The sequence below is a fragment of the Flavobacterium sp. genome (genome assembly GCF_035456225.1).
In the GTDB taxonomy this organism is placed as follows: domain Bacteria; phylum Bacteroidota; class Bacteroidia; order Flavobacteriales; family Flavobacteriaceae; genus Flavobacterium.
In genome coordinates this window covers 1-8103 of sequence record NZ_DATIDM010000108.1, presented here as the reverse complement: position 1 = coordinate 8103, position 8103 = coordinate 1, and the positions used below count along the sequence as shown (strand labels likewise).

The 8103-nt window shown below is 35.2% G+C and carries 5 protein-coding genes; 1 reads left to right on the top strand and 4 read right to left on the bottom strand.

The genetic code is table 11. The annotated features are described in order from the left end of the window. The coding region (locus tag VLB74_RS06575; protein WP_325202661.1) for a hypothetical protein at positions 1-575 on the top strand (575 nt) is incomplete at its 5' end. 53 nt (positions 576-628) lie between these two features. Here VLB74_RS06575 and VLB74_RS06570 read toward each other — a convergent pair. The 4 genes from VLB74_RS06570 to VLB74_RS06555 form a co-directional block, all read right to left on the bottom strand. Then, the gene (locus tag VLB74_RS06570; RefSeq protein WP_325202660.1) at positions 629-1759 is read right to left on the bottom strand and encodes a T9SS type A sorting domain-containing protein; all 1131 of its coding nucleotides are present in this window, start codon (positions 1757-1759) and stop codon (positions 629-631) included. 175 nt (positions 1760-1934) lie between these two features. Further along, the gene (gene rpsA / locus VLB74_RS06565; RefSeq protein WP_325202659.1) at positions 1935-3701 is read right to left on the bottom strand and encodes a 30S ribosomal protein S1; all 1767 of its coding nucleotides are present in this window, start codon (positions 3699-3701) and stop codon (positions 1935-1937) included. A 440-nt stretch (positions 3702-4141) separates the two neighbouring features. After that, on the bottom strand, positions 4142-6700 hold the full coding sequence (locus tag VLB74_RS06560) for a T9SS type A sorting domain-containing protein (protein WP_325202658.1): 2559 nt from the start codon (positions 6698-6700) through the stop codon (positions 4142-4144). 104 nt (positions 6701-6804) lie between these two features. Continuing rightward, positions 6805-8067, bottom strand: a complete 1263-nt coding sequence (locus VLB74_RS06555; protein ID WP_325202657.1) for a nucleoside permease — start codon at positions 8065-8067, stop codon at positions 6805-6807. Positions 8068-8103: the final 36 nt, after the last annotated feature.

Here is an 8103-nt window from a genome sequence, read left to right as displayed (position 1 = left end):
AATCCCACTCACCTACTTCAGAAAACAGTTTTGTTTTCGACCTTTTGGAAACCGAGAACATTTTCCACATCAATCAAATAAAAGAAACCTGCATCGATTACCGTTTGCGATTTCTGGACAGTCATTTATATAAAATTCCGTTTCCGGAAGAAGTGGTGACCAAAATCAAATATCTTGAAAAAGCACACAACACCCAATTGAGTGGTTTTAAATTAATGGCTCCATCGAAAGTCTTTCAGTTGAAAAAATACAACGACCCGATTTTATTTGCTCCCATCGGAAACGATTATTACTACCTGATCCATAAATGGGGAGACGATTTGCAACCCATGAGAAAATGGCTGGTATTGCCTTTTAAAAATTTAGGCACATTGTTGGTTACAATCTTTTTGGTCAGCTTAATCTGCTGCTTTATGATACCTGAAAATTTTTACGGTAAGGCGGAAACCGCTACCATGCGATTGATTTCTTTTCTGTTCATATTTAAATACTGGTGTGCAATCGCAATCTACCTATTCGTTTGGAGAGGGAAAAACTTCAATACCGCCATTTGGAACAGTAATTTTGGCGGATAAAAAAATCCCGACCACAAACCCTAATCGGGATTTCAATCTATAAAAAATATAATTTATTGTTTGATGAACTTGGTATTCGATGTTCCTTTATCCGAATTGATTTTAATGAAGTAATTTCCTGAAGCCAAACCGGAAACATCCGCTTTGGATACGTTATCTGCTTTCGGAATCTCCAAAACTAGTTGTCCTAACTGATTGTAAATACAGATGGACAGCACTTGTATGTTTTGCTTGGTTTCGATATTCAGAATATTAGTAACCGGATTGGGATACACACTAACTGCAGCTTGTTCAAAATCTTCAAGCCCCAAAGCGCAACCATCTGAAACAACACAAGACGTGTATCCATTTTGGTTAAGTCGGGTTTGGAAATAATTGTTGCTAATCGGTTTACAATAGATATTTTGCAATGCGGGAATTCCGGTCATGGTAAGTATTGCTGCATAACCTTGTGGGAAGCATGCTCTTAACGTAGCAAGAGGGTTGTTTGATATTGTAAGGTAACAGGGAACATCCCAATCATAGAAACTACCACAGGGGGTAACGTCGAGATAGGTCAGTAAATTATTAGAGCAGTCTAGCGTATGAAGACCTGATTGTGGCAATAAAAGTTCAGTGAGTTGATTATTATTACAGCGTATAATATCAAGAGCAGGGCAATTGGCAAGGTCAAGTCTGTTTAACTGGTTGTAACTACAATCAAAATTTATAACGAAATTTGGAAGGCTGAGCTGTGTCAATTGGTTATGTGAAACATATAAATAGTTCATCAAACCAGCCGGAAGACTGATCTGTGAAAGTTGGTTGTACTGACAAAAAAGTACATTCAGTGGCATGGCTGAAACATCAAGACTGGTTAACAAATTGTAATCACATGAAAGAGAATTTAGGTTAGTAAATGAAGTAATTCCAGTAAGATCGGTAATCTTTTGGCTGTCGGGCGTTGCCACTGTATTATTGAGTACCAACATCCTAATAACCGCTGCTTCAGAGACCTGAATTTCACCATCGTCATTAGTATCAATTTTTACATAAGACCCAGTAAGATTCAAGGCGGCCACATGGACAGAAGGTGACGCTGAAAGCAATTTCGCTTTAAAATTGGCATCCGGAATGTTTATGATTTGCGCATTAACACTAGGATAAAGGCACAAAACCGCAAGCAGAAAGTAAATATTTCTCATTAGGACGAATTTAATTACTCAAATATACCCTATAAATATATAAATAAATAATTACTTACAAAAAATTGCAAAGTGCTTTTATCATATTAAAATAAAAAATCCCAACCGTTTCCGGCTGGGATTTGATATTTAGGAATCACATTTCGACTCAACTCAATGTGACAGAGAACATTTATTAGTTTTCTCCTTTATCCATTTTAGCTTTCAATTCAGCTAATGCATCTAAATCACCTAAAGTGGTTTTTTCTGCAGGAGTTGAAGTTGTAGCAGTAGTTTCAGCAGTTTTCACATTTTTCTCTTCTTCTTCACGGAAGATAGCAGTGTGAGATGCAACTACTCTTTTGAATTCTTTGTTAAACTCGATAACTTTGAAATCTGCAGTTTCGCCTTTTTTCAATTTTTTACCGTCTTCTTTTTCAAGGTGACGTGTAGGAATGAAAGCAACGATATCATCACCGAATTCTACAGTAGCTCCTTTGTCAACAATTTCAGAGATAGTTCCGTTGTGGATAGTTCCAACTGCGAAAGCATCTTCATATTTGTCCCAAGGATTAGGAGTAGTTTGTTTGTGACCTAAAGATAATTTACGTCCTTCAACATCTAATTCTAATACTACTACGTCTAATTTGTCACCAACGTTAACAAATTCAGATGGGTGTTTGATTTTCTTAGTCCAAGAAAGGTCAGAGATATATACTAAACCGTCGATTCCTTCTTCTAACTCAACGAAAATACCGAAGTTAGTAAAGTTTCTAACGATTCCAGTGTGTTTAGAACCTACTGGATATTTAGCAGTGATATCAGTCCAAGGATCTTGAGATAATTGTTTGATACCTAAAGACATTTTACGGTCATCTCTGTCTAAAGTTAAGATAACTGCCTCAACAGTATCACCAACTTTTACGAAATCTTGAGCACTTCTCAAGTGAGTAGACCAAGACATTTCAGAAACGTGGATCAAACCTTCTACACCTTCAGCAACTTCGATAAATGCACCGTAATCAGCGATTACAACTACTTTACCTTTTACTTTGTCTCCAACTTGTAAGTTAGCATCTAAAGCATCCCAAGGGTGAGCGTTTAATTGTTTTAAACCTAATTGGATTCTTGTTTTCTCATCATCGAAATCAAGGATTACCACGTTAAGTTTTTGGTCTAATTCAAGAACTTCAGATGGGTGGTTGATTCTTGACCAAGATAAGTCAGTGATGTGGATTAATCCGTCTACACCTCCTAAGTCAATGAACACACCGTAAGAAGTAATGTTTTTAACAACACCTTCTAATACTTGTCCTTTTTCTAATTGACCAATGATTTCTTTTTTCTGTACTTCAATATCAGCTTCGATAAGCGCTTTGTGAGAAACAACAACGTTTTTGAACTCATGGTTGATTTTCACAACTTTGAATTCCATAGTTTTGTTTACATATTGATCGTAATCACGGATAGGTTTAACATCAATTTGAGAACCTGGTAAGAAAGCTTCAATACCAAATACGTCAACGATCATACCACCTTTAGTTCTGCATTTTACGAAACCGTTAACGATTTCTCCAGACTCATTAGCAGCGATAACTCTATCCCAAGCTTTGATTGTACGTGCTTTTCTGTGAGATAATACTAACTGACCTGATTTGTCCTCACGAACGTCGATTAATACTTCTACTTTGTCTCCAACTTTCAAGTTCGGGTTGTAACGGAACTCGTTTAAAGAGATAACACCTTCAGATTTAGCGTTGATGTCAACGATAGCATCTCTTTCAGTGATTCTAACAACTACACCTTCTACTACTTCTTCAGCATCTGTAGAGATGAAAGTTTTAGCTACTAATTCTTCAAATTCCAGTAAGTTTTTTTGATCTACTGCATCAATACCTTCTTCGAAGTTGTGCCAGTTAAAATTCGCTAAAAACTCTTCTTGTGTTTTGTTTATTTCAGACATGTCTGATAAAAAATTTGTATGCCGTGCCTCTCGGGTTTCTTAATGTGACAGAAAACAACAGCAGTGTTTTACATAAATAGTTGATACCTAATGGAAACCCTTATCCACCAAAAGGTGTGCAAAATTAACAATAATTATTTAATTACCAAAGTTTTGAGGAAGAGAAAAGAGAAAAGAGGAAAGAGGAAAGAAATGAGAGAATAGAACCAATAAGAAAGAAGAATGATTCTAAAAAATTATGGAGCGAATGGCTAGGGCATACTTATAACCCCTATTCCCGCTTTCCGTCGCACATGGTGCTTCCTGCAATCGGGGCTATTAGATTAATTATATTGAATATCAGCCAACAAAAAACCCAATGAAATTCATTGGGTTTTTATATATTATGCGAAATATTCTCAACATCTTACGCATTGTGATTAATTAACAAAAGTTTACCATTATCCTTTTACGATTTTCTTTGTCAGAGTTCCCTGATTGGTTTGTATTCTAAGAATGTAAACACCTCTTTCCAAACCACTCATTTTGATACTATTTTCAATCTCTCCTCCAAAAAGAACTTTCTTACCTAATAAATCATAAATCTCATAACTTATAACGAAAAGATTCTCAGATAAATTTATATTTAAAACATCTTGTACAGGATTAGGGTAAATTTTCACATCTTGATATTCAGTATCATCTTCTAAACCTAAATTCGAAGAACCATGCAAACGCGCCACGCGATTTCTACCAATTTCATTATACGATGTAAACAATCCCCCAATAAGAATTTTATTATCCTGTTGTAAAGCAACACCAAAAATTCTTGCCCCTGGCGTCCCGGCTCCATCTTGCACCGAAGGACTCATAAAATTAAGTGAACCATCATTATTCCATATAGTAACATTAGATTCGTTGCTGTAACCTACAGCAACAATTTTTCCATCCTGTCTCAAAGCAATTTCATTAAAACTCCAACTTGGCGATGCACTCGTATCAAATGAACTGTCCAGAGAGCCATCAACATTCAATCGGGCAAGACCGTTTCTGGTTATACCATTATATATAGTAAAATCTCCAGCAATTACAATCTTTGAGTCAGGCTGCAAAACAATCGAATTTACTATAAATCTATCCCAAATAGTTGCATTTGAATTAACTGAAGAATCTAACACCCCATTTGCATTCAAACGAGCAATTCCGCCTCTCAAAGTAGAAGTAGATCTAGAAAAATCCCCTCCTATCAAAATTTTCCCGTCAGACTGAACAGCGATAGAATAAATCGATCCGTTTAAATCAGTTCCTTGCAAATTGAATGTAGCATCTAAAGAGCCGTCACTATTTAAACGGGCAATTCGATTACGCGAAATATCATTATAGGATGTAAAATCACCACCAATCAAAATTTTACCATCAGGCTGTAGTGCAATCGCATTAATGTATTTCCCAGGCAATATAGCCATACCTGTACCGGGATTAAAAGTATTATCCAGAGAGCCATCGGTGTTTAGACGGACAATTCCATTTTTATAAGTCCCATCATAATAAGAAAATGTACCCCCTATTAAAATTTTGCCATCTGGCTGGACAAGTACTTTCTTAATAAAACCGGCTATGTCAACAGGATTAAATGAAGTATCCAATGACCCGTTAGAGTTTATACGTGCAATACGAATTGCTTTAACATCATTGTACGCTGAAAATTCACCTCCAATCAATATTTTACCATCTTGTTGTGTCGCAATTGAATTAATTCTTCTATTTGCACCAAAACCAGGATTAAATAAAACATCTAAAGACGAATCTGAATTTAACCTAACAATACGATTCCTTCCGGTTCCATTGAAAAATTCAATAGCTCCTCCAACAAGAATCTTATTATCTTGCTGCACAACAACAGAAAAAACATCATAAATGATACTATTTGGCCCGGTGTTGGTAATAAATGATGCATCTAAAGTTCCGTCTGTGTTTATCCGGGCTATACGATTAACAGCAACATTATTGAAAGTGGTAAATTTACCCCCAATTATTATTTTCCCATCTGACTGCAAGGAAATTGAATGAACCTCTTTATCTGCCCCTTCTCCTACATTAAAGGAAGTATCTATTCTACCATCACTGTTCAAGCGGGCCAAATGCGGTAAAACTGAACTATTAATTCCCGAAAAAAGACCGCCTACAAGAATTTTTTGATCTGATTGCAAAACGATAGAATAAACTTCTGCATCTGCTCCCTGAGCTTGATAAAAAGATGTATCTTGGGAACCATCAGAATTTAAACGAGCAATATTATGTACCGCATTATTATTATAGTATGCAAAAACGCCTCCAATTAAAATTTTTCCATTGGGTTGTACAGCAATTGCAAAAACTCTAGCCGGAACCCCTTCTATTCCCGAAGTAAATGTCGAATCTACAGATCCATTACTGTTTAAACGAACAATCCGATTTGATGAAACACCGTTATATGATGAAAACTCTCCACCTATTAAAATTTTCCCATCATCTTGTATAGTAACTGAATATACATTAGCATTAAACCCTGTTCCTACATTAAAATTTGTATCTAATGAACCATCTTGATTAAGACGCACAATACGATTCATCGAAATGTTATTGAAACGTGTAAATTCCCCAACTGCAATAATTTTACCATCTGATTGTAGTGCTAAAGAATGAACAATATTGTTAGCACCACCATTAGGAGCAAAACTACGATCAATAGTTCCATCACTGTTTAGACGAGCAATTCTGTTTCGGCCAACATAATTGTATTTTGTAAATTTTCCTCCAATGATAATTTTGCCATCAGGCTGCACTACTGTTTTTAAAACTGCTTCAACCGAATAACTGTAGCCATCAGTTCCATCTCCAAACCCAAAACCCACATCTGTCGAATTTAAGGTCATATCAACATCACCAACATTTTGAGATATTCCAAATTGAAAATAAAAAACAGATAAAAATATTAGTAAAAACTTACTTTTTAATAATACGGGTAATAATGTTTTCATGAAATGATTTTAAGGTGCACAAATATAAAAAACAAATTTTATTCTTATAAAAAAAGCCTTTTTGAAAAATTTCAAAAAGGCTTTCATACTTTATTTAATCTCTTTTAGTGAGTGATAATCGCCACGTCTTTAGGGTTGTGTTTATATTTAAAAACTATTGCGAATAATATCGCTATAATTAGCGCATATAAAGCAAATGAAAACCAGACATTTGTCCATTGCACTTTATTGTCATGCGTAAAATATCCAACTGTTCTTCCAGCAAATTCACCTCCAATTATTGCACCTATTCCATTAGTCATTAACATAAACAAACCCTGTGCGCTCGATCGAATTTTACTATCCGTTTCTTTTTCAACAAATAACGACCCGGAAATATTAAAAAAGTCAAACGCCATCCCATAAACAATCATGGACAATATTAAGAATATTACCCCAGAACCCGGATTACCAATTCCAAACAAAGCAAATCGCAAAACCCATGCAAGCATACTAAATAACATCACTTGTTTTATACCAAATCTTTTTAAGAAAAACGGGATAGTTAATATAAATAACGTTTCTGAAATTTGAGATAACGAAATAATAAACACGGAATGCTCAACCCCAAAAGTCCCTTTATAAGCAGGATCTGAACCAAAATCCCTTATAAATGTATCTCCAAACATATTTGTGATTTGCAAAGCAGCACCAAGCAACATAGCAAAAACAAAAAAGATTGCCATTTTCTTTTGTTTAAACAACACAAAACTATCCAATCCAAATTTGCTTGACAAAGTCTGATTGTCATTTTTATTTTCTGCGGGCACATCCGGAAGGGTAAAACTCAAAAGTCCGGTTATAATCATTGCGACGGACGCGAATACAAACTGCGTAGTTCCCGATTTCCAATCTGTCAAATCAGTAATCCACATTGCAATAATAAATCCTACTGTTCCCCAAACTCGAATTGGAGTGAATGTTTTCTGAACATCAAATTCAAATTTATTTAAAATAGCATAACTTACTGAATTATTTAATGCTATAGTGGGCATATAAAAACAACTGGTCATAAAAATCACCCAATACATTTCTGTTGAATTTGTAGCTTTAGTTGCAAAAAAAATTGCAATCCCAGCAATAACATGTGACAGCCCTAATACTTTTTGAGCACTTAAATATTTATCCGCTATAATACCTAGTAATGCTGGCATAAACAAGCTTGCCCACCCCATTGAACCATAAGTCCTACCTATCGACAATCCTATACTACTTCCTTCAATTGGACCAAATGTTTGTCCCATATAGCCTCCTAACGAAATCAACCACGCTCCCCAAACAAAAAATTGCAGAAAATTCATTAAAACAAGGCGGTTTTTTATATTCATATTTCTTCTTTTGTGATATTAGAATCTTAAATTTTT

Bases quoted from the DNA above. Each gene is read 5' to 3' on its own strand.
- VLB74_RS06570 (WP_325202660.1), bottom strand. From the start codon at position 1,759: ATGAGAAATATTTACTTTCTGCTTGCGGTTTTGTGCCTTTATCCTAGT.
- rpsA (WP_325202659.1), bottom strand. From the start codon at position 3,701: ATGTCTGAAATAAACAAAACACAAGAAGAGTTTTTAGCGAATTTTAAC.
- VLB74_RS06560 (WP_325202658.1), bottom strand. From the start codon at position 6,700: ATGAAAACATTATTACCCGTATTATTAAAAAGTAAGTTTTTACTAATA.
- VLB74_RS06555 (WP_325202657.1), bottom strand. From the start codon at position 8,067: ATGAATATAAAAAACCGCCTTGTTTTAATGAATTTTCTGCAATTTTTT.